This is a genomic window from Roseibium denhamense, from assembly GCF_009711415.1.
Lineage (GTDB): Bacteria > Pseudomonadota > Alphaproteobacteria > Rhizobiales > Stappiaceae > Roseibium > Roseibium denhamense.
In genome coordinates this window covers 38,960-60,904 of record NZ_SMLZ01000103.1, presented here as the reverse complement: position 1 = coordinate 60,904, position 21,945 = coordinate 38,960, and the positions used below count along the sequence as shown (strand labels likewise).

19 protein-coding genes are annotated in these 21,945 nt (G+C 56.1%); 4 read left to right on the top strand and 15 right to left on the bottom strand.

What is annotated here, in order from left to right; all coding sequences use genetic code 11:
• Nucleotides 1–95 precede the first annotated feature (95 nt).
• Together E1180_RS08540 and E1180_RS08535 are read right to left on the bottom strand one after the other, a co-directional pair.
• Complete coding sequence (locus tag E1180_RS08540; RefSeq protein WP_244314006.1) at nucleotides 96–1,217, bottom strand: glycosyltransferase family 4 protein; 1,122 nt, start codon at nucleotides 1,215–1,217, stop codon at nucleotides 96–98.
• 111 nt (nucleotides 1,218–1,328) lie between these two features.
• Complete coding sequence (locus E1180_RS08535) at nucleotides 1,329–1,766, bottom strand: cupin domain-containing protein (RefSeq protein WP_155190757.1); 438 nt, start codon at nucleotides 1,764–1,766, stop codon at nucleotides 1,329–1,331.
• A gap of 454 nt (nucleotides 1,767–2,220) precedes the next feature.
• Here E1180_RS08535 and E1180_RS08530 point away from each other — a divergent pair, with 454 nt between their 5' ends.
• The 3 genes from E1180_RS08530 to E1180_RS08520 all read left to right on the top strand — a co-directional run bounded on the left by E1180_RS08530 (nucleotide 2,221) and on the right by E1180_RS08520 (nucleotide 6,855).
• Nucleotides 2,221–3,324: a GumK N-terminal domain-containing glycosyltransferase gene (locus E1180_RS08530; protein WP_155190756.1), complete on the top strand. Its 1,104-nt coding sequence runs from the start codon at nucleotides 2,221–2,223 to the stop codon at nucleotides 3,322–3,324.
• 164 nt (nucleotides 3,325–3,488) lie between these two features.
• Nucleotides 3,489–5,009, top strand: a complete 1,521-nt coding sequence (locus E1180_RS08525; RefSeq protein ID WP_155190755.1) for a lipopolysaccharide biosynthesis protein — start codon at nucleotides 3,489–3,491, stop codon at nucleotides 5,007–5,009.
• An 82-nt stretch (nucleotides 5,010–5,091) separates the two neighbouring features.
• A complete protein-coding gene (locus tag E1180_RS08520; RefSeq protein ID WP_280115232.1) occupies nucleotides 5,092–6,855 on the top strand; it encodes an alpha/beta fold hydrolase in 1,764 nt (587 codons plus the stop codon).
• Nucleotides 6,856–6,884: 29 nt separating this feature from the next.
• Here E1180_RS08520 and E1180_RS08515 read toward each other — a convergent pair whose 3' ends face one another.
• The 8 genes from E1180_RS08515 to E1180_RS08480 all read right to left on the bottom strand — a co-directional run bounded on the left by E1180_RS08515 (nucleotide 6,885) and on the right by E1180_RS08480 (nucleotide 15,454).
• On the bottom strand, nucleotides 6,885–9,374 hold the full coding sequence (locus E1180_RS08515) for a glycosyl hydrolase 2 galactose-binding domain-containing protein (RefSeq protein WP_155190753.1): 2,490 nt from the start codon (nucleotides 9,372–9,374) through the stop codon (nucleotides 6,885–6,887).
• Nucleotides 9,375–9,406: 32 nt separating this feature from the next.
• Nucleotides 9,407–10,405 carry a DUF1839 family protein gene (locus E1180_RS08510; protein ID WP_155190796.1) on the bottom strand — a complete coding sequence of 333 codons (999 nt, stop codon included), beginning with the start codon at nucleotides 10,403–10,405 and terminating at the stop codon, nucleotides 9,407–9,409.
• A 66-nt stretch (nucleotides 10,406–10,471) separates the two neighbouring features.
• Nucleotides 10,472–11,653, bottom strand: a complete 1,182-nt coding sequence (locus E1180_RS08505) for an acyl-CoA dehydrogenase family protein (RefSeq protein WP_155190752.1) — start codon at nucleotides 11,651–11,653, stop codon at nucleotides 10,472–10,474.
• A 2-nt stretch (nucleotides 11,654–11,655) separates the two neighbouring features.
• The gene (locus E1180_RS08500) at nucleotides 11,656–11,904 is read right to left on the bottom strand and encodes an acyl carrier protein (RefSeq protein WP_155190751.1); all 249 of its coding nucleotides are present in this window, start codon (nucleotides 11,902–11,904) and stop codon (nucleotides 11,656–11,658) included.
• Nucleotides 11,905–12,154: 250 nt separating this feature from the next.
• Nucleotides 12,155–12,955, bottom strand: a complete 801-nt coding sequence (locus E1180_RS08495; protein WP_155190750.1) for a class I SAM-dependent methyltransferase — start codon at nucleotides 12,953–12,955, stop codon at nucleotides 12,155–12,157.
• Complete coding sequence (locus E1180_RS08490; protein ID WP_155190749.1) at nucleotides 12,952–14,004, bottom strand: glycosyltransferase family 4 protein; 1,053 nt, start codon at nucleotides 14,002–14,004, stop codon at nucleotides 12,952–12,954. Before E1180_RS08490 ends, E1180_RS08495 begins: the two co-directional genes overlap by 4 nt.
• Before the next feature lie 4 nt (nucleotides 14,005–14,008).
• Nucleotides 14,009–14,407, bottom strand: a complete 399-nt coding sequence (locus E1180_RS08485; protein WP_155190748.1) for a 6-pyruvoyl trahydropterin synthase family protein — start codon at nucleotides 14,405–14,407, stop codon at nucleotides 14,009–14,011.
• Between the two features lie 36 nt (nucleotides 14,408–14,443).
• Nucleotides 14,444–15,454, bottom strand: coding sequence for a zinc-dependent alcohol dehydrogenase (locus E1180_RS08480; RefSeq protein WP_155190747.1), 1,011 nt, complete (start codon nucleotides 15,452–15,454; stop codon nucleotides 14,444–14,446).
• Nucleotides 15,455–15,555: 101 nt separating this feature from the next.
• Between E1180_RS08480 and mdoH the strand changes: the two genes are divergently transcribed.
• Nucleotides 15,556–17,385 carry a glucans biosynthesis glucosyltransferase MdoH gene (gene mdoH, locus E1180_RS08475; RefSeq protein ID WP_155190746.1) on the top strand — a complete coding sequence of 610 codons (1,830 nt, stop codon included), beginning with the start codon at nucleotides 15,556–15,558 and terminating at the stop codon, nucleotides 17,383–17,385.
• A 95-nt stretch (nucleotides 17,386–17,480) separates the two neighbouring features.
• Here mdoH and ptsN read toward each other — a convergent pair whose 3' ends face one another.
• The 5 genes from ptsN to E1180_RS08450 all read right to left on the bottom strand — a co-directional run bounded on the left by ptsN (nucleotide 17,481) and on the right by E1180_RS08450 (nucleotide 21,945).
• Nucleotides 17,481–17,948 carry a PTS IIA-like nitrogen regulatory protein PtsN gene (ptsN, locus tag E1180_RS08470; protein ID WP_155190745.1) on the bottom strand — a complete coding sequence of 156 codons (468 nt, stop codon included), beginning with the start codon at nucleotides 17,946–17,948 and terminating at the stop codon, nucleotides 17,481–17,483.
• A 61-nt stretch (nucleotides 17,949–18,009) separates the two neighbouring features.
• A complete protein-coding gene (hpf, locus tag E1180_RS08465; RefSeq protein ID WP_155190744.1) occupies nucleotides 18,010–18,597 on the bottom strand; it encodes a ribosome hibernation-promoting factor, HPF/YfiA family in 588 nt (195 codons plus the stop codon).
• Between the two features lie 289 nt (nucleotides 18,598–18,886).
• Nucleotides 18,887–20,416 carry an RNA polymerase factor sigma-54 gene (gene rpoN, locus E1180_RS08460; protein WP_155190743.1) on the bottom strand — a complete coding sequence of 510 codons (1,530 nt, stop codon included), beginning with the start codon at nucleotides 20,414–20,416 and terminating at the stop codon, nucleotides 18,887–18,889.
• 86 nt (nucleotides 20,417–20,502) lie between these two features.
• Nucleotides 20,503–21,243, bottom strand: coding sequence for an LPS export ABC transporter ATP-binding protein (lptB, locus tag E1180_RS08455; protein ID WP_244314011.1), 741 nt, complete (start codon nucleotides 21,241–21,243; stop codon nucleotides 20,503–20,505).
• Nucleotides 21,244–21,384: 141 nt separating this feature from the next.
• Entirely contained in the window at nucleotides 21,385–21,945 is a 561-nt protein-coding gene (locus E1180_RS08450; protein ID WP_155190741.1) for an LptA/OstA family protein, read from the bottom strand.

Genomic DNA, 21,945 nt, shown 5'->3' with positions numbered 1-21,945 from the left:
AATTTAAGATTTCAACGGATTTGGCCGTGCTCATCAATTGTACGATCCGGGGCAAAAGCGCCAAGGCAAAAAAGCTGCAGCCAGCGCGGCAAACTTCACGTAACAGACAACGCGTCCCGGTACATCTGGTCATAGAGGTCCCGGCACCGGTCCCAGCCATGTATCTGGGCGGACGCCATCGCATTTTCCCGTAAAGACGGCTCCTGCTGAAGCTTTGCCAGCGTTTCCTCAAATGCATCTGCTGCATCTTGCGCGGAGGCATAATCCGCCAGCCGGACCATCTGATGCTCGGCTGCCAAGGACTTGTACGCCTCATTCGGGTGGACGACCGGCAAGAGCCCCGCGCTCAGAGCCTCGATGAGAACCAGTCCAAAGCCCTCGTAATCCGATGCACTTGCAAACAAGCTCGATCTGGAAAGCCTTGTCTTGATTTCCGCGTTCTCAAGCCCGGCAAGCACCGACACATGATCCGTGAGACCTCGGGATGACACTTCGTCCAAAACCGTTTGGACACTCCAATCCGAAGCCACCCCGATCACATCGAGTTTCCAGTCCGGATCGCGTTCGACCAGGACCTTGACCGCATCAAGTAGACGGCCGAGCCGCTTATTGTTTGAGAACCGGCCGATTGTGACGATGTGCTTGCGCGGATCTTGAGAGCTGGCTTCCGCAAACTTTTGCAGATCAACCCCGTTTTCAATCAATGTGGCTTTCAGAGGGGCGATTTCCTGAAAAAGGGCCAGATCACTCTGGCTGCAACACGCAATCCGGCGGTATCCGGCCGCTGAGAGCCTCGTCAAGGATTTGAACCAGACCTTCTTCAACAGGCGGTACTTATCCGTATGGAAGAAGCCGCCATGGGTCGTTGCAACCAGAGGCTTGCGGTGCCAAAGGCGCGACAAAGACAGAAAATCATAAAAGAAATCAATTGCATGTACATGCACCAGATCCGCAGAACCAATCGCTTTGAGAATACGTGGCGCGATCGGATAACGACGGCTGCCATGAAAAGGCAGACGGTAAACCGATGTCCCGTCAATAACTTCGCTGGCGGGCAACTGATTTTCCCAATCGGAGAACACGCGGTCGAGCGTCACGACTGATACGCTCTTGAAACGCCCCTTCTGGGCCTCTGTCAGATTGCGGACAAAGTCTTCCAGTCCGCCGACGCCGGGCGCGTACTGGCGCACAACGTGAACCAGGTGACACTTGGTCAAGTCCATTGATCCATCAGGTACTGGCCGTGAGGCTGAAGATAGGGGCATAAAATCGAGTGGCTTCCTGAACTTACTCGCGCCGATCGTCTCCATTCGGCATGTGATGACTGACTACCGGAACACCATACGATGCAACTTGTTTGCCGCCCGGCACATCAAATGCAGGTAGGTTGGGACCGATTTTTGGTTGAACGCGACTTTCCGGATGTATTCCGGAACCACCCAAACAGCGCTGCTGCCATCCTTGAAGGACAAGGTCGTTCCCGGCACCGCGTGGTACTCCACACCGTTTTCATCCGTAATGAACGCCTCCCCTTCCAGGAACATGACAGTTTCATCGAAGAAGTAGTGCCAGCGGAATTTGCCGGCAGTGCAAGACCAATGATCGACGACCGTCCAGTCATCACCGATCCTGGACAGATTCCGGCTTCTAGCTTCCGGTGCGCCTTCCAGGATCCACTCTTTCTGGATCGGTGAGGGCTGCAACGCCTCCTTGTCGAGGTGTCCAACGGTCAGCAGTCCCCGTTGAGCTTGTGAACCGTCATTCATGTCGTTCCGGTGTCCTTCTATCCGGCGAGCTGTCCCGGCATCCGGGCAAACTATCTGCTCTTATATTCGGTTAGACTTCGTTACCGGCGTATTAGCCCGCCTTCATTAACCTGAACCTGTTTCGACAGTGTTTTAAACACCGCGCTCTCTGTCCGGTGAACTCCTACAACGGGTCTTGGCGCCAAGCCGAAGCTGTCCGGTACGCACGAGGCTTTCTCAATCGGCCGGGCACCCTTTTTGGGTTTGATTTAGATCGCTCTTAACTCAAAGATGTTTTAGTGTATAAGTTCAACCAAGACTACCCACCTTTGATCAAGATTGCCTTTCAACAGTGATACCACTCCGCAAAACGCAAGAGCGCATTCTTTCAGGTGTTTTTTCATTGCTTTATAGCTCTGTCTTTAAGCCGTTTAACTTTCACGTCCCAATTTGACCAGATCAAAAAACATTACCAATGACCCTTAACATCGTTTTCATTAGCCGCCACGACTACAGAACGGGATGGAAAGCGGGGATCCATTTTATCGCGGATGCCGTTCGTAATCTCGGGCATAAGGTGCGTTTCGTTTCTGTCGGTTTCAGCCCCTTGTCCATGATCGCCGAAGATCATCGAAAACCTCTTTATGGCAAGGCAAACCGCTGGGAGACCGTGGACAATATCGACTGTTACTTGTGGCAATCTCCCATCCATCCTTTTGGCAAGGGTTTGGGCAGATACAAGCGGCTTACGAATTTTCTCTTCCGGTGGTGGATCAGGTCTCCATGCAAAGCGCTCGACCAAGCCTGCCGGGAAGCTGATTTGATTGTTGTCCAATCCGGGGTGAGTGCGACACTTGCCGGCCGGGCGCGCCGGCATGCCCCGAAGGCAACAATCGTGTACCTGGCATCTGATCTTCTGGAGACAATCGATGCCCATCCCTACATCGCACGGCAGCTTTTCAAGGACCGCAAGAAACTCGATACTGTGGCCGTCATTTCGCGACCCATGGCTCCACATCTTGAGTATCTGGAGCGTCCTATCGTCTATCTTCCTCAGGGCATCCTAAAATCCAGGTTCAAACACACCACGCCGTCCCCATTCACAGCTGAACGGAACATCGTGACAGTCGGCTCGATGTTGTTTGACGAAGCGTTTTTCAAGGCCGCGGCGCCAGCGTTCCCGGACATCGTTTTCCATCATATCGGAACGCCTGAGTTCGAAACTGATCACAAGAACATAGTCTTTTATGGCCGCCTTCCATTTGAAGAGACACTGCCGTATCTGAAACACGCAAATGCCGGGATTGCTCCCTATCTCGACAGTGACAACACCGAATACCTCGCGGATTCGAGCCTTAAACTTGCTCAGTACGAGTTTTTGAAGTTGCCGGCGGTATGTCCCCATTTTGCGGTGGGCGGTAGGCCGTCACGGCACGGATACACCCCTGGCGATGCGCCTTCAATTGTTGGCGCACTCCAAAACGCTCTGTCCACTCCATTTGAAGACGGCGAATCCGACGTGCTTGACTGGTGTGACGTTGGAGCAAGAGTGATCGAGATGGCTCGGCAGCGGACTTGATGTTCCAGGCCTGTGGCCAACACCGACATAATCCTGTATTGCCATTAGCGGGACTGCCTCTGCGGCAGGTAACCGGCGGAATGCCGTGTTGTAATCTTCCGGATATAAAGAGATTTAGCAGAGATGCTGCCTCACGCTGAACTTTACTGAACGGTATCGCTGCAATGCACTCGATTTTAAGCGCCAGCCTGTTTGTCAGTGCGGCAGGCTCCCTCTCGCTTGTTGCGGGTTTTGCAAGTTCAGTCATCATAGCGAGGATGTTGGGGCCGGAGGGGACCGGCCTGACCGCTTTTGCTTTTTGGCTGGCAATGAGCGGCTACGCAATTGCCGGCCTAGGCATCCCGGCAATTGTTCTGCGTTACAATGGCCGCCACCATGCCAATGGCACACCAGGATACAACTTTTCAAAAACCGTTTATCCCTTCTTCCTGCTGCCGGTCATTTTGTTCGCTGCCGGACTTCTTCTCTACAGCTTCCTCGATCCGGTCAGCGGATCTCAAACAACCTCGCTTGTCTGGCTCATAACCGCGTTCGTGTTCTTGTTTTACGCACACGGCCATTTCATGATTTCCATTAATCACAGTATTGGCCGATACTCGCAAACAACAAAAACCACGGCACTGGGGTGTTTGTTTCAACTGCCTGCGACAGCGTTGGGCGCCTATTTCTTTGGCGCTCCTGGGGCAATGGTGGGTTACCTTGTGCGTCAGGTTCCGCTCTGCGCTGGACTGGTCACGGCGTTGTCAAACGGGCAATGGGACAGCACAGCGGTCACACCACAGATGAAGCGCTACGGCTTCAACAACTGGCTCTCCTCGCTGTTGAACATTTTTTTGCGCACCCGTGTTGAACTGCTTTTTATCGGCGTGTTCTTTTCAGTGACAGAGGTTGGATACTTTGCAGTCGCAATGGCGTTTCCAAGCCTCATTGCACAGATGTCCGACTATCTATCCGCAGGATTAACGCCCACATACGGTAGTCTGAAAGACAGTGAAGCTCTCGAAAAACTTCAACTATCTTACGAACGGGCCTTGCGGGGGCTGGCCTTGTTGCTGGCTCCCATCAGTTTTGGCGGCGCAGCCGTTGTTCCGGAACTGATACCAATGGTGTTTGGGCATGAATTTGGCCCGGCGGTGCTGACGTCCGTACTCTTGATCGCATTCACGTTGCCGCAATCGCTATCCGCGGTACCATTGTCGATCATGCTTGCTTGGGAACAAGATCAACGGCTTCTCGTTCTTAACTGCCTGGCCGCGGTGGCGCTTGTTGCCCTAAACTTGGCAATCACACCCTTTTTTGGAGGGCCGGGCGCAGCATTGATCAAGGGTGGTGTCGGATTGGTCTTGTTTGTATACCTGCTCCATCATTGCCAAGTCAGGCTCGGCTTGCAAAGCTCGTTAGGCGCACTCGGCGCTATCGTTGCCTCTGCTGCCATGTGCGGGTTCGTCGCTTATGCGATTGTGTCTGCGCTCGGAGGGCTCGCAGGCTTGGCCGTTGCAATTCCCGCCGGTGCCTTGGTGTATGGCGTGATGCTGCGCCTGACCCGGGCAATTCCGGCAGACGACCTGGATGTGGTAAGCGGCGGCCTTAAGAAAATCGCTCCAGCGAAAACCCATGCAATGCTGGATCTCTTTCTGTCATATCTGGTCGTTCGCAATCAACAGGACGCGGGCGATACGCAGTAACTGTCGAAATGCCCGTTGATTAAGCTCCCGCTCACGGGTCTGCGATATCCTTGACCAAAACCTTACCCTAAAGAGGCTGAATTTGCGCCGCTCCCAAACTGCCCCTCTGTGCTTCCAAGGAATTTCGGCACTTCTCTCTCTCCCCGATTCCGGAACGGCCGGTGAGACTGGTGTCCTTCTTTGCAGAACCTGGGGAACGGACGAACACTGTGCACGTAAATTGTACCGTATTCTTGCCAGTGAATTGTCGGAGCGCGGTTATCCGGTTTTGCGCTTCGACTATCCAGGAACCGTGGATTCTCTGGACACACCCAGCGGCGAAACTTTTGATGATTGGGTCTTTGCTGCAAAGCAGGCTGAGCAGGAACTCCGCGACAGAACAGGTTGCAAGCGGGTTATTGTCCTGGGACTGGGCATTGGCGCACTTGTGGCGCAGACGCTGGCGCATGAGCTGCCAACGATTGCCGGTTTGATATCGGCTGCGCCTGTAACAAACGGCCGGCGTTTCATCCGTGAGATCAAACTCCGCGCCAAAATCATATTCGAATCCGAAGGGCTTTCTCTATCGCTCTTAAACCAGGACGCCGTGCAGGCAAATGGAACGGTCCTGCCGAGCGGCGTTGTTGAGGGTATTGATGCACTCAAAGCGGACATGCTTCCTGTCCGCGCGGACTTGCCAGTTCTAGCGATTTTCCGGGATACGCCAGGTGAGGTGAAGTTTCGCGACGCCCTGCAAAGTATCTGCGCACAATTCACATACAGGCCGTTTGATGGATATGACGCGCTGATGGCCGATCCCCTGCTTTCGCGCGTACCTGAAGAATTCATTTCGGACGTGATTGCGTGGATCGCTGCAACTGCACCACTTCAGTCTGAAAAGTCATTGCCTGCAATGGCCGGGAAGTGCGCCTTATCCGGGCCTTCTTTCAATGAGTTCGCCGAGTTCACACAAACAGAAACAAAGCAGCTTTTCAGCATTACCTGCGCACCGAAGGACGCCGGTGAGGACACCCCCGTCTTCATCATCGGAAACACCGGCGGGTTCGATCATCATGGCGGCCGGGCGCGCGAGAATGTCCTGTGTTCCAGGAATCTTGCGTCTCATGGGACTGCCGCTGTGCGGTTCGACGGAGCTGATACCGGGGACAGTGACCCGAAAGCAGGCTTTTCCGGCGTGGTCCTTTATTCCGACGTCGCAACGCAAGATTTTATCGACATTTTGAACACAACAGAGCAACAGTTCAAAGGTCCGGTGACACTTGTCGGCCGCTGCAGCAGTGCCTATTCGGCCTTCCATGCCGCCGCGCGCGATGAGCGGGTGACCCAACTCGTTTTGATCAATCAGCTCAAGTATCTTTGGGACCCTGACGAGCCTGTCGACCCGAAGAATATGGGGCACCGCTCCATAGCTCAGTACAAGAACCGGCTAAAGAACAAGCAGACCTTCGTCCGATTGTTCAAAGGCGAGATCCGGCTGAAGGCCGTCGCAATCGCCTTCGGGAAAATCTTCCGGGAAAAAATCTCCCAGTATTCCGCAGCTGTTCTGCCCGGTGCTTCCAAGTTCGGGCGCATGCGGGAGGAAGTACTTGGCATCTTCGAAACCCTGAGGCAGCGCGGTACAAAGGTCCATATTCTATGTACCGTTGATGACGAGAGCGTTGATCAGCTCAAGGCGTATTTCGGCGCGGATCTAAAAGGGCTGCACAAGTTCCCGAATGTGACGGTCATGATGATCCCAGACTCCGATCATAACTTCCTGCCGGACAAGGCCAGGCAGGAAATCGGCACCTATCTGAGCACCCTAGCGCAATCAAGCGCACCGAAGGACCTGACGGACGCTGCCTAATACCAAACTCAATAAGCAAGACCTGGTCATCAAAGGCTGATATGCGCAGGTCTCGAGAGGTTCAGCGCCTTCAACCGGATTGAGCCGGGCGGCTCTTGATGCGTTCTGGAAAGACCAGGCTCGAAGGCAAACTCGACCCGCTTGCCCGGGGCGATATGGGTCCAGTTGTCGCTCGGGCGCAGTCCGGGACACTCAAAATGGGCAAACCACAAGAACCGGTCAGACGTGATCGCCAGTTTTGTTGTGCCACCACTTTCCTCAAGCACCTCAGCCTCAATAGCGGCATCGATCCGGCTGGATCGTGAAAACGCACTCGTGAAGTGAAACGTTTCGGCGAGACAGAGGCCCGTCTCAGGGTTCAGTATCCGCACAGAAGCCACATCGTGCGATGGAGGACCGAAACGATAGGCATATGTTACGTCAAAAAACGCGCCAATCAGTTCGGCGGCATTAAGGGTTTGTGCGCTCCGGGCTTCCAAATCGGCGTTCAGGCTGCCTGAGACGACAGGGGTTTTCCCCTCGCGATAGCACTGCAGCTCGATGGTGACGGGCCGGTCTTCGGGCAACTCGTTGATCAGATGAATGGCGAGCCCGTTCGTCCCCTCATCCGTGACCGCCAGCTGAAGCGGACGGAAAGCCCGTTTCAAGGCGAAATAGACCGGTTTGGGGGCTCCGTCCGGATCCACCACGCCCCAGCCGGCGCCCGGCAGAAGATCCTGATACGTCCAGACCAGGCCGCCCCGGCAATTTGATCCGGCGCGCCGCCATTCCGCAAAGGTCTGTTCCATGACATCGCAAACAACCGCGCGGCCCAAATCCAGATAGGCCGCAGGATCACCATAGCGGAGTTGAAGCGGATCGACCCCGTAGAGGGTCTTCAGATAGTGATCGCGGACATCTTCAAAATCCCAGCCCGCGCCCCGGTCACGCGGTACACGCTGCTTCCAGCGCGGATCATGGCTCGGCGCGACCGGCAAATCGCGGTCGAGCGTCGCCTGGTCTGGAATATTTGAGAAGGCCAGGCATTCGGACGCGAATTTGACGTCCGCCCTGCGGGCATCGTCGAGCGGCTTCAAATAGGCCCCGACACCGTAGTAATGGGCAACACCCTCATTCGGAGAAAATGGCAGCACGCCGCGCATTGGCGAGTTGGCAACATAGGGAACATCCGGGCGATGAGTTGCGGCCAACGGCGGCAATATGTCTTCACACAGTGGCCCCTTCCACCTAGCTTCCGGCAGCCCCATCATCGCGCCCTGCTGATAGATTTCACTGCCGCCACACAGCACGCCAAGCGAAGGGCAGCCTTGCACGTGAGACAGCTGGTCTGCGACTTCGGCCGAAACCTCGGCGACGAACTGCTCGTCCTTCACCGGATAATCATAGTTGGCGAACTGAAAATCCTGCCAGACGAGGATCCCGAGTTCATCGCAAAGCTCAAAGAACGCCCGGCTCTCGTACAGCATCGTGCCGCCGATCCGCAGCATGTTCATTCCCGCATCGCGCGCCGCTTCCAGAAGCGGGCGATACACGTCCCGGTCCGACCTCAGGCCGATGATGTCTGCATTTGTCCAAACCGCCCCGCGGGCAAATACCGGAACATCGTTGACGACAAGGCCGAAGGCATCTCCGTTGGGACCGCGGTCAATTTGAAGGGACCGGAACCCGGTTTTCCCAAGGGAAAAAACATCGCCGTCTGCCTCTACTACAACGTCGTAAAGTGCCGGTGTGCCATGGGTATGCGGCATCCAGGGCTGAACGGATCCAAGTTTGAGGCCGGCTTCAAGCTTCCCATCGCTTCGGCGTGTGAACTCTGATCTTTCGGTGCCGCAAACAAGATGTGCTTCGCCGCTCAGGCCCGGCATGTCGACGGCAACGGACAGCACCCCGCTGCCATCGGCACCGACCGTGCTCTGCAGGCTCAACAGCTTGCAGCTCTTTGCACCGACCGGCCTCAGCACTATCGGACGATAAGGACCAACCGGATGGATTTCCGGGCACCAGCCGGGCATGCGGCCGAGCAATGTTGTCCGGAAAAGGCGCAGGCCTTGCGAGTTTGCAAGCTGCGGTTTCCAGCGGGCACGCGGGCCCTTCTTGGCCAAAAGGGGCTCAAGTGCCCGGAAACAGATGGAAATTGTATTGGCAGCGGGAGCTTCTTGCGTCAGCTCTGTCATGATGGTGTAGCTGCGGAACATGTTGGCGGTCTCAAGGACACGCTCATCATTCACATAGATTTCCGCAACAGTGGCCAGACCGGAAAAATCGATCACATAAGTGCCCGGATTGGCAGTAAACCAGCATTTGTACCAAACATCTTTGGAATGCAGCGGGACCGGGTTCTCACGATCAAAACGGCCAGCGTCACGGAGTGCCTGTGCGGCTGTGCCGGGAACCTTGGCATCAACCCAGTCCCAACCGTGCTCGATCGCGAAGGCCGTTTCATATGCCCCCGGCTCGGTCACCATCAATTGCCAGCCGTCAGTGAGCTGTCTCTCTTCCAGCGCGGATCCTTGAGACATAGCGGCCTCTTGTCAGGGAAATGATGAGATCGTCAGGCGGCAAGAGCCGACGAAATAGCGATGTTCTTGTCAAGGCTTTCTACCATCGCATCCCAGGCGTCAACACAAGGCTGCAGGGCGGGCACAAGCTTATCGAACTTCTTGCGCATGACGGCACGCGCCAGTTGGAATTGCACGGCTTTTGACGTTGTAGAGATTTTCCGGGCCTGCGCTGACGCTTCCGCCAATCCGTCAATCTGGTTGCCGCTCAGCCAATCGAGATGGGCCGCGAACAGTTCGTAGTTGGCGCCCATCTGGCGCAGTGTATTGAAGGCATAGAGATGGAAATACTCAAATGGCCTTTCCGCAACAGCTTCAACTTGGGCTGGAAAGACTTCAGCGAATGCCTTGACGGGGTTGCTGGCCGGGCGCCGCTCCAAATGCTGCTTCAAGAGAAACAAGGCCGTTGCGCGCACATGGTCTTCAGTCCGGCGGACCTCGGGAAACTTCACGAATTCGGTGTAGGGCAGGAAGGGCAACGCGCCTTCTGGAGCGTTTCTCCAGAAAATACCATCGAAATCCTCGCCTTCCAGCCGGTGCAGACCAAGACCATGGAAGTAGTCCATCGACCGCTGCTCAAAGTCGATGCGGTTGATGGCAACCGTTGTCTTGCCGTGAGCCTGGCGGTAGCCAATACCGTGTGTGTCCGGCAAATAGTAGCTATCGACTTCGACCAGCGACAGGCGTCCGCGTGCGATCTGCTCGGCAACGTGGGTCTCGACACGATCATAAATCGCAAGTTCGGTGACCCGCAGCCCGTACAGCCGTTCAAGATCTTCCAGCGGCACCTTGAAGAAAGTGAACTGATCTCCTTCAAAATCCTGGGTGATCGAATACCCCAAGCAGGCCTCGGGCGCGTATCCAAGAGCTGGCAACACCTCGATCCAGACATCGAGGTAGCAATTGGTTTCCGGCCAATCCCGGTCCTGCGCATGCAGGGCATGCCTTTGGTAGCTCGTAGGGTCGAGATCCGGGAAGATCTTGTTCGTCATAGTTGCCTTTCGCCTCAGCTCTCCGGTCAGAGACACTTCGGCCAAATCGTCAAGTTCAAACCACATTCACCCCAGCAGGCTGGTGTCCTGCTTGTTCACCAGCAGCATCGTTGATGTGTTGCCGAGAATACGATCATTGGAGATCATGAGCTGCGCGGAATGCGCATCACGAAGATGCCGGCCGAGGCTGAACGGCGTTCCGTTCTTGTAGCCTGCAATCCCGCAGATCAGCATGCAGTGATTGATGATGGTCAGGATCGTTTGCGACGTGCCGATTTTCACGTTGTTCATGGCAACAGAGAAGCTCATGGCATTCAACGCGTCTTCGTTCCCCTTGCACTCGTCGAACTGCTTCAAGCCTGCAACCACATTGGCTTTGACCAGCTGCAACAGACTGGAAGCCTCAGACAGGCGCAAGGCGCCCGGAGGCACCTGGCCCGGTGTCTTGCGGGCAGCCGCTTTCACGAAACTCTGAGCGCGTGCAAATGCGTCAGCGGCAATGCCGTACCAAAGCGCGCCCCAAAGAAGGTGCGAGACGGCGAGCATGCTCTGAGCCGCGATCTCCGCAAATGGTCTCGGCAGGATCTGTTCCGCTGGGGCTTCAGCCTTGAAAATAAACCCATCAGAACATGTGCCGCGCATGCCGAGCGTGTCCCAGACCGTCGTTCTTTCAAGGGTGAATTGGTCTTTGAGGAACACGGTCGCGACTTGATCGGAATGGGCTGCGTCTGGATGACGCCGGGACGTGACCATGATCGCATCCGAATTGGCGCCGTAGGAGATGACTGTTGCATCCTTCTCCAACCGGGCAATGCCGCCTTCCTCTTCAATCGCGCACAACGAGTTTCTCAAGTTGCCGCCGATGCCCGCCTCACTGGTCGCCGAGGCGATCAACAATTGCTCGTCGCAGATCCGGCGCTGGAAATTCGCATGCCACTCGCTTCCGATTGCATGATCAGCCAAGCTCGCGATCTGGATCTGGTGCATCGCATAGGTCATGGCTGTCGCGGAACAGGCCTGGCCAAGGATGGTACAAATATCAGCGACCTCGATCAGGCTGGCGCCCTCACCGCCGTTTTCCGGTGCAATCATCACACCCAAAAGGCGCTCTTGCTTGAGGGCTTCCATACCTTCGGCAGGAAACCGGCCCTCTTTGTCGACCTGATCGGCAAATTCGGCAGCGACTTTCGCAGCCCGTTTAGCCCGGTCGGCGAGCGCCATGGGGGAGATTTTACCGGCAACGTTCATGATCAGGCCGCCTGTTCTTCAAGGATCTCGGATACAGCCCCTTCAATCGCCTCGATCGAAGAGAAGGATTTGCGGTTCAAAAGATGTTCAGGAAACTCGATGTCGAATTCTTCCTCGAGCGCCAGCATGACCTGCACCGAAGCAAAGGACGATAGTCCAGCATCATAAAGGTCGGCTGCATCGGCGACGTCGGTGACCGCAACAGGAAGATTGCCGTGTTTAGCCAGGAGACCGCGGATAGTGTCATTCATTTTTATGTCCTTTCAAACTCTGCGGCCCTATCGCTTGGGTCCGGAACTCGCAACGTGTTGTAGAGCAAAAAGTCATAAATGACACTTAAGTCACATAGTAAATAATAACGAAGTTCCGCATAAATTTTTTGTTTACGTTAATGCAGAAATAGACATTAACTTTTATTCACTTACAGCCCTTTTGATAGACATCTTATGGCCTTCTCATCTGGAAATCCATCGCAGCTGTGCTTGTAAAAAATCCGCTGGATTACCGCTTCGGGAGAACTACGAAATCCAAGTGCCCGACACACAACTCTAACGTTCCACTCAGAATCCTTTGATGACGGTCGGCCCACCAGTCTGCGATCTCATTTTCCGCGCCTCCGCAACTTTCGGCAAGGGACCGCCAGCCGTCCAGCAGCATCAGAAGAAAGTCCACATCATCCGGCCCTGCCCGCCAATCGGACCGGCCGGACACAACATTTGCACCGGCAGCTTTGAATGCTGCAATGGCGTAATCTGCCGCGCCGGGCCCCAGAGCGGCCCCAAATCCCTTGTCCGTAATCTGGTGCTGGTCATGCGCCTCATGCACAGCCGGATCAGCTGGATGCTCTGGCGAAAACTGAACACGCCCGTCATATGTCAGGCTTGCGAGAAACGGCACGCCGCACGCCATGACAATCTCGACGAGCCGATCCACGAATTCCACGGAAACCAGGTCCAGAAACGCACTCGTGGTGACGGCGTCAACCTTGCCCCATGGCAACGTCTGCAGACCGGCATTCAAATCCAGCTGTAGCGTTTCCACCTTGGCGTTCGGAAATTCCGAGCAGCGTTCCCGCGACCGTTGCAACAGTGCTGGATCATAGTCAGACAAGACCCATTCAATCGTGCCAGGCAGCGCGCGCGACAAAGCCGCCATGGTCGACCCGGCACCGCTTGCCAGATCGAGGATACGAACATCGCTTTTTGGCAGACAATCGAAGAAGCCGTGCTCCACGGTGCTGTTCCGTGCAGCCAAATCCAATGGCTCCCGCAAGGCCAGCCAATCGCTCGAAAATCCGCTCACACTGCATACCCTTTCAAAACGCTCTCAAACTGTTTTGCCGTATCCGCCCAGGCCGGGAAATCAGCCGATGCTTTCCGGGCTGCGTCGGCGAGCCTATGCCATTGAGACCGGTCTACAATCAAGCTCTCAAGGGCTGATTTCATCGCGGGCACGTTGCCGGTTTCACAATAGATTGCCGCACCCTTGGGCAGGGTCCCGCGAACAGCCCCTTCCCCACTGCCAATCACCGGCAGGCCATATGCAATCGCCTCGGTGAAAGCCATGCCGTAGCCTTCATATTGGCTCGCCAGTACAAAGACATGCGCACTCCGGTAATACGCGTCGAGCTGTTCTTGCACGACACTTCCGTGGAATGTCACACGATCTGTGAGAGCGGCTGCATGGAGCTGGCTCTTGAGCGCTTCATAGCAATGGGGGGCAGCTTCGACACCGCCCACGACATCGAGATGCCAGGCATATTCTTTCAGGTCTGCAAGTGCATCGAACAGAAGATCATAGCCTTTTCGCGGCACGACCGTTCCAACACTCAAGAGCCTGACCATATCACCTGGGCGGCCAGCTCTGACGTCCGGAATGTCGGTCCCGGGAAGGGCAATGGTTATCCGGGATTTGGGAATGTTGAAGAGGTCGCCGAGCTGCTCTGCCGTGCCTGGGCTCGTCACAATGACATGATCCGCAAAGGAAAGTGCCTTGGCTTCCGTGTGTTCAAGACCTCTTGCCTGATCCACCGGAAGACCGTTTTCCATGCACAGGGGATGGTGCACCAAAGCGACAATCCGGTGCCGTTCTGAAATCGCTTCGGCGACATCCCCCATGGTGCCGAAGGCAAGCCCATCGACGATTATGGTGCTGTTCGCCGGAAGGCTTAAGAGGGTCTCTTTTGCTTCATCCAGCGTCCCCGGCGCAGGAAATGGGAACCCTTCGCCAAGGGGCACGGGCTGCAAAGGCCATCCAAGCGCTTCCAGCTCCGCTATGATACGCCGGTCATATCCATACCCGCCGGTTGGCGTATTGAGATCGCCCGGATAGGCGAAGGCTGTGATCGGCATCAAATCAGATCTTTGCCTCATACCAGGCACGGGCGACATGGGATTCGGAAATGGTGACCCGGATCGCATGTAATTCACCACCCGGACGGCCCAGCCGGTCATCGCGCGCGGCCTGAGACAGGTGATCATGCACATGCTTGGTCAGGAATTCGGTTGTCGTATTGACGCCTTTGAACTCCGGCACCTCATCCAAATTCTTGTAATTGAGCGGACCAAGAACCTCTTTCAGTGCCTCATGCGCCCGCCCGATATCAATAACAACACCGTTTTCATCAAGGGTCTCGGCGAGAAAGGCTGCATCGATCACGAAGGTCGCCCCGTGAAGGGCCTGAGCTGGGCCAAAGAGGTCTCCCTTGAAGGAATGGGCGATCATGACATGGTCACGGACTTCAACTGCAAACATAACGGGTTCCTGAAATTGGGGATGGGAGGGAAGGACTTATTGCGTGGGCTGGTCATAAACCACGACGGCGGCCAGCACATCTGCGTTTTTGTTCAGTATGGTGGGAAGGTGCTCCGGGAGATCCAGGAAACGGATCTCGTGCGTGATGAGACTGTCCAGCACCGGATCCGCCAACAGGTTGAGCGCGAGTTCAAGGCGGCGGCGGAATGTCCAGCGGGCCTGCCGTTCAGCCGGAATTGTTCCGACCTGACTGGAAACGAGCCTCAAACGGCGGCAATGGAAATCGCCCCCCAGCGGCGCGAGAACGCCGCCCGCCCCATACCAGCTCATCTCGATGACGCTGGCATCATTCCCGGCCGCCTTCAAGGCGGTCTCCAACCCGGCTGACGAGGCTGAAGTGTGGAAGACAAGGTCCTGATTAATTGGCGCTTCTTCCGGGAGTGCAAAACGCGCGCCCAGCTTTTCCGCGATGGAGCGCCGTGCGGAGTTTGTGTCCACGACCGTAACCGCTGATCCGGCAATACGCGCGGCCACGTATGCAGTTAGCAGGCCGACAACCCCACCGCCAACCACGCAGATGTGATCCCCAGGTGATGGTTTTCCGTCCCATAAAGCGTTAATTGCCGTTTCCATATTGGCCGCTAAAACTGCCCGTTTTGCAGAGACTTGATCCGGCACGGGCACCAAATGTTGCATTGCGAGGGAAAAGACATTTTGGTGAGGAAAGAGCGAAAAGACGGTTTTTGCCAAAAGGTCGGGCGCCCCATCGCTGACCACACCGACATTGGCGTATCCATATTTGACCGGAAAGGGGAAAGCCCCTTCCTGAAACGGCGCCCTCATGCGCTCCCATTCGGTTTCGGGCACCTCACCACGATAGACGAGGCCTTCCGTGCCACGGCTGACACAGGTGTACAGGGTGTCGACCAAGACCTCACCTGTTTCATGTCCAGCCATCGTCGCCATCCGCATCTCACAGCATTGCGGACCAGTGTACCAAAGCGCTTGCATTTCCCGTGTGCCGTGGGTCACCGGCCAGATCTCCATCAGAATCTTATCTTTCGCTCGATGCCGACAGCATCGGTCAACAATTGGACATTTTGACATGCGCACTATTGCGATGATCAGCCAGATTGGAAGTCACAAAAATGTTTCAAGCCACTGACGCGCAAGTCTCGGGGTCTCGAACATCCCCCATCACGGCCAGGCGCATGATTTTCGCCGCTCTCGTGGCCACAAGTTTTCTTGCTCTTGCCGGGCTTATGGCCTTCACACTCTCTCCGGGCGGCTATTCGGTCCTTGATCTGATGGTACTCGGATGTTTCATGGTGACCCTGCCATGGACGATTATCGGCTTCTGGAATGCGGTCATCGGGCTCCTGGTCATGCGCCTCGCATCAGACCCGGCCGCAGCGGCCTGTCCGATCACAAAGGCAGACCCCAAAGCGCCCGTCACCAGCTCGACCGCGTTGTTGTCCTGTGTTCGCGACGAGGATGTCGGTGAACTCGAAATCAAGTTGAACGCCATGGCGGCCAACCTGGTCCGGTCCGGCTTCCAAAACCATTTCAGCCTATATGTGCTCAGCGACAGTTCGCAGGACGCAATCGCCCGTGAAGAGCGTGATATGGCCAACCGGCTCCGCGACCGGTACAGCGGACAATTGACCGTGGTGTACCGCCACCGGGACGACAACACCGGCTTCAAAGCCGGAAACATCGAAGACTTCTGCGACCGCTGGGGATCACAACACGATTACGCCCTGACGCTTGATGCCGACAGCTATATGTCTGCCGATGCCATCCTTGAGCTTGTCCGGCATATGGAAGCCAATCCTCAAGTCGGTATTCTTCAGAGCCTTGTTGTTGGATTGCCGGCCGAAAGCGCCTTCGCCCGCATATTTCAGTTTGGCATGCGCCTTGGCATGCGCTCCTACACAATCGGCAGTGCCTGGTGGCAAGGTGATTGCGGACCGTATTGGGGTCACAATGCGCTTATCCGGTTAAAGCCCTTCATGGAGCAGTGCCGGTTGCCGCTCCTGCCCGGCAAAGGCCCGCTCTCCGGTCCAATCCTGTCGCATGACCAGGTTGAAGCCGTACTGATGCGGCGCGCCGGGTATGAAGTGCGCGTAATGCCTCAGGAAACTGGAAGTTACGAGGTCAACCCGCCGCATCTTCTTGAGTTCATCCGGCGGGACCTGCGCTGGTGCCAGGGCAACCTGCAGTACAAGCACCTGCTTCGTATGAAGGGATTGCTGCCGGTGAGCCGCGCACAACTCGTGCTGGCCATGCTGATGTTCCTCGGCTCTCCTGCCTGGATCGGCTTTATGGTCTCCGCAGCCCTTCTGGGAATGACAAGCGATATATCTCCTTACCGCGCGGACACCGGCGCCGTACTGTTTTTCACGGTGCTGACCATGGTGTTTGCACCGAAGCTTGCCACTGTCGCGGATATTATCGTCCGCCGCGATCTCCGGCGGGCGTTTGGCGGGCCCATCCGGATTGTCGCGAGCGTAGCCGCTGAAATCGTTTTTGCAGCAATGCTTGCTCCCATCATGGCGGTGGCGCATACGATTTTCATGGGCGGGCTGGTGTTTGGAAAAACCATCGGCTGGGGCGCCCAGGCCCGCGGTGTCACCCGCCTTCCAGTTGGCCTCAGCATCCGCAAACTGTGGCCTCAAACGGTGTTCGGCCTGCTCGCCTTGGCCTGGCTTACAACGCAGCCGCTGTCGCTGACCTGGCCAATCGTCCCGATCGCCATTGGGCCTCTTCTCGCTGTCTTGATTGCAATCAGCACCTCCACACAGGTGCTGGGACTTTTGGCGGCAAAGTCGAGCCTTTGGCGCATTCCCGAAGAAACAAACCCGCCGCTTGAGCTGTCAGAGCTCGCGCTACCGGCCTTGGCACGCAGCCGGGCTGTGGCGCAACCCGCGCCAGCCGATCCGGCACAGGGAGAACCCGAACCGGCAAAAGCCGCCTGACACTGCCTCTGAAGCTTGCGTGATTTAGCTTAAACAAGAAACCGGTCCTGAATGACTTCAGGACCGGTTTTTTGATTGTTGGTATATGCAGGCGGTCAAGCGGCGTTGGACGACGCCAGCGGATGCGTCAAAAGCTCGTAAATCGCTTCGGCATCTCCTGCACTGCGCAGGCCATTGATGACGGTGTTATCACGCAATTGGCGGGCAATTCTCGCCAAAGCCTTAAGATGATCCGCACCTGCGCCTTCCGGCGCGAGCAGCAGAAACACCACATCGACCGGTTGATCATCCAGGGAATCAAAGTCCACCGGCTTGTCCAGCTTAGCGAACACTCCGACCAACTTGTCGAGCCGGGTCAGCTTTCCATGCGGGATCGCGATCCCATGACCGACCCCAGTTGACCCAAGACGCTCACGCTGGAGCAGCGTGTCGAAAATTTCCCGTTCGGAGAGACCGGTCAGTTCAGCAGCTTTTCCAGAAAGTTCCTGAATCGCCTGCTTCTTGCTCTTTGCCTTCAGGCAAGCAATGACCGCATCTTTACCCAGAAGATCACTAAGATCCATTCTTTTGCCTACATATTTCCGGCGTCCGGCTTCCAAGGGGAAGCCGGCACCATCTGTATCACTATTCGGCAGCCTGGTTTGCTACCAATGCTGGGTCTATCCAGCCTATATTGCCATCTGAGCGGCGATAGACAACGTTGACACCACCGTTTGCCGCATTTTTGAACAGGACAACCGGTGCTTCGGTTAGGTCCAGTTCCATAACGGCCATGCCGACAGTCATTGTCTTTACCTTTGCCGAGGTTTCGGCAATCACCAGAGGATTGAAGTCGACGGGGACTTCCTCTTCCTCATCCGGTGAGGCCAGCACGTACGACGCCGCCTCGATCGCCTCGCGGCCGGAGCCGTTGTGGCTGTGATGGTCCTTCAGTTTACGCTTGTACCGTCGCAACCGTTTTTCAATCTTGTCCGATGCGAGATCGAAACTGTTGCGCGGATCCTGATCCTGTGCCGACACCTGGAGCACAACACCGGTGTCGAGATGCAGACTGCATTCAGACTTAAAGCCTGTACCCTCCCTGCTTAGCGTAACGTGGCCTGTGAAACCGCCGGCGAAATACTTCGATACAGCGTCTTCGATTCGGTCGGTGATGTGCGTGCGCAAAGCCTCGCCAACATCAACATTTTTACCCGAAATCCGCAAAGCCATGGGGACCTCTTCTTCTTCTATTGACCGATAATCATCGATGTTACCATCGACGTTGGGACGCGATACGCCCCAAGATCACAGAATGGACCAGTCAGCGCCGAAGCGCCATCCCCTCTTTCATCACGAGGGCGGTGCTATACTGGTGCTTGCCGGGAGAGTCAAATGTTTATAAAACTGCCTCATCCGGTTACTGGATCCCCCCAATATTTACCGGAATTGCTTCAGCAGAAATTTTTCTCCACTTACGGAAGACTGAAGGATTAATCATCCGGAACAGGCCGGAATTCGGCTAAACACGTGAATTTTTTTCCCGCCGCCGTTGGACGGACGACCCGATTTTCATGGCTTCACGATATTTTGCGACGGTGCGCCGGGCGATATCGACGCCGTCATCCTTCAGAATCTTGACAATGGTATCGTCGGACAGAATTGCCTTCGGATCCTCGGCATCAATCATCTGCTTGATCCGGTGGCGGACCGATTCTGCCGAGTGCGCATCACCACCAACGGTGGCGGATATGGCTGAGGAAAAGAAATACTTCAGTTCATAAATTCCACGCGGTGTCGCCATGAATTTGTTCGACGTCACGCGGCTGACGGTTGATTCATGCATGCTGATTGCGTCAGCCACCGTTTTCAGATTGAGCGGACGCAGATGCGATATGCCGTAGGTCAGAAAGCCATCCTGCTGCCGGACGATCTCCGAAGATACCTTCAGAATCGTGCGGGCCCGCTGATCAAGGCTTTTCGCCAGCCAGTTTGCCGTTTGCAGCGAATCGATCAGGTATTCCTTTTCGGTTGCATTGCGGGCCGTCTTGATCACCCGGGCATAATAGGTCTGGTTGACAAGGACTTTGGGCAGGTTGTCGGAGTTCAGTTCGACCGCCCAGGTGCCGTCATTTGCCGGACGCACAAACACATCCGGAACAACGGGTTGCACGAGCGAGGCCCCGAACACGCTGCCGGGTTTCGGATCCAGCGCCCGAATCTCGGCCACCATGTCCATCAGATCCTCGTCATCGACCCCGCATATCTTTCGAAGGGCCTGCAAGTCCCGTTTGGCAAGCAGTTCGATGTTTTCGATCAGCGCTTCCATGGCCGGATCAAAACGGTTTTTGTCCACCAGCTGAAGCTTGAGGCACTCTGCAAGATTGCGCGCAAAAACACCTGCGGGCTCAAAAGTCTGCACCACGGACAAGACGCTTTCGACCCTTTCCAGATCAACCCCGAGCATATCGGCGGCTTCCTGAAGGTCGGTGAACAGGTAGCCGTTTTCATCGAGCGAGTTGATTAGATGACCGGCAATGAGCTTGTCGGCTTCGTCCGACAAGGCAAGATGCATCTGCTCTTCCAGCGAGGCGCCAAGGGAGGTTTCTTCGGCGACAAACGCCTCCAGATTATAGTCCTCGGAGGCTGCACCCGATGTCGCGTTCTTGTAGCTGTCCCCCGCCTTCAGCAAAGCCGGGTCCGGTGATGCCGGGACACCCGGTTCATCCGGAAACACATTGCTCAGATCGGTATCCATCCGTGAGGCAATGGCTTCTGACCCCGTTTCGAGATCGCTCTGCATCCAGTCATTCGGATCCGTCTGGCCGTTGGAATCGCCCGACCCCTGATCCTGTCCGGATGTATCTTCTCCGCCATCGGGAGCTGAGTCGGTCTCACCCTTTTCGAGCAGCGGATTCCGCTCAAGTTCGGCTTCAACATAGGCAACGAGGTCCAGATTCGACATTTGCAGCAGCTTGATCGCCTGCATCAATTGCGGCGTCATAACCAGCGACTGGCTTTGCCGCATCTCTAGCTTGGTCGAAATTGCCATTGAGTCCCAGGCGCCTTTTAGGTCTTTTGGTCTGCTTCTTGCTTGTTCATTGCAAGTGAGCTTACACCGTAGCCTGAGCTATGTCATCAAAGCGTAAATTGTTCGCCCAGATAAAGCCTGCGGACGTCCGGATTGGTGACAATGTCCTGAGGCAGTCCCTCGGTCAGCACCTCACCGGCCGCAATAATATAGGCGCGATCAATAAGGCCCAGCGTCTCGCGCACATTGTGGTCCGTAATCAAGACGCCGATGCCGCGCTGAGTGAGATGGCGGACAAGCTGCTGGATGTCTCCTACGGCAATCGGGTCAATGCCCGCGAAGGGCTCGTCCAGCAGCATGAAGGAAGGTCGGCTTGCCAGGGCGCGCGCAATCTCTACACGGCGGCGTTCACCCCCGGACAAGGCGATGCTCGGCGATTTGCGAAGATGCGTCAGACCGAACTCAGCCAGCAGCGAATCCAGTTCCTCCCGCCGTTTCTTCCTGTTGGGTTCAATGACTTCCAAAACCGCCCGGATGTTCTCTTCGACGGTCAACCCGCGAAAGATCGATGCTTCCTGAGGCAGATATCCGATCCCCAGACGAGCCCGCCGGTACATCGGCATTTTGGTAATATCAAATCCCTCAAGCGAGATCTGGCCCTGATCGGGACGGATCAACCCGGTGATCATGTAGAAGGTTGTCGTTTTGCCCGCGCCATTGGGGCCAAGAAGACCAACGGCCTCGCCCGGTTTGACTGAAAGGCTTACATATTTGACGACTTGGCGGCGCCCATAGGTCTTTCCGATCCCCTCAACGACCAAGGCCCGCGAAAGATCCGTCCGGGCCATATCCCGCGCCGGATCCGCGCCCGGGAGTCCATCTAGGTCAGAAGAAAAGCTCTTCACAAATGTGCCATCCATGCCGTGATCTTGAGCGCCTCACATAAGGTCTGACCGCAGCGCTGTCGAGTCAGACCTATGGAGCCATTGTCAGTTTTGCACGCTGTTGGGTTGGATGCGCACTTTGACACGGCCGGTTCCGCCATTTGACGGCGCCGCCTGCAGATCGGCCTTGCCCGTTTTCAAATTGACGGTAAGCCGGTTTCCGACAACGACGTTCGGCCCCTGGCTGAGCACGACTTCCTGGCCGGTCATGATCATGATTTCACGGGTCATGTCAAAACTGGCGGCATTACCGGTTGCTGTCTGATCCTTGGACGAAATGTAAACCCCGCCGGCCGCCTCTAGCCGCGAAATCTTCTGCTGCACCGCCTGACCGCCATCATCTGTGCCAGATCCGGCGTAGAAGACTTTCAGCCGCTGCGTTTTCAGGCTGGTGTCGCCCTGGGTTACCAGGACATCGCCGACAAACGTCGCGGTACTGTTCTGGTCTTCCACGCGCAGTTCGCTGGCCTCGATTTCGATCGGCGCCCCGTCATTGGCGCCGAAGCCTGCAAAGGCATCGGAGAATGTCTGCCCGTGAGCAGCAGTCGCGAGGCCGAACATGACTGCAGCCGCAGCCATGACGTTTTTGAAAATATGCGAAGCCAT